Genomic DNA, 529 nt, shown 5'->3' with positions numbered 1-529 from the left:
CCCCGCCACGGTTGACAATGAAGTCGATCCTACTAGTAACGCCATCAACCTTGACGGTCATTTGGCCATCAAAAACCAACCCAGATGCTTTGATAATGTCCCGCACCGTATTTTCTCCCTTGGCACCTTGCTCCACGTTTTTGGCAAGTTGCTCCAGCTTTTCATGCCCACCTTTGCCGCTCAGCCCGAAGAAATCAACCCAATGAGCTGGGTGATCAACGTAGCCTTGCGCAGAAGCAACACGAGGAGAAACTCCAAGCGGATCCTGGGCGTTGTACATACCAGCGTGCGGATGGTAGTAGCGGTACCGGTTGTAGGCCCATCCTGATTCCGCATCAAGATACTGCCCCGCATGCAGCAGTGGGCATTGGGTGTGTCCCTGCCAGGTGCGCGTCCCATATAACGTTTGCGACGCTTTGCCGACAACCTGACCTGTATCAACATCAACAATCTCACGCGGCGCACCCGCAAGGTCCGCCATAATCAGATCAAACCTCGGCAAGCTATACACCGGTTTCGATTCCACCGG

1 protein-coding gene is annotated in these 529 nt (G+C 54.3%); it reads right to left on the bottom strand.

All coding sequences use genetic code 11. From position 1 onward, the window contains the following. Positions 1-481 (bottom strand): RHS repeat-associated core domain-containing protein (locus tag HMPREF3101_RS00230; RefSeq protein ID WP_141737294.1); only part of this gene is annotated, 481 nt, incomplete at its 3' end. Positions 482-529: the final 48 nt, after the last annotated feature.

Source organism: Corynebacterium sp. HMSC29G08 (assembly GCF_001806875.1).
Taxonomy (GTDB): domain Bacteria; phylum Actinomycetota; class Actinomycetes; order Mycobacteriales; family Mycobacteriaceae; genus Corynebacterium.
Note: the sequence above shows the minus strand (reverse complement) of the source record. Positions and strands in the feature narration are given on the sequence as shown.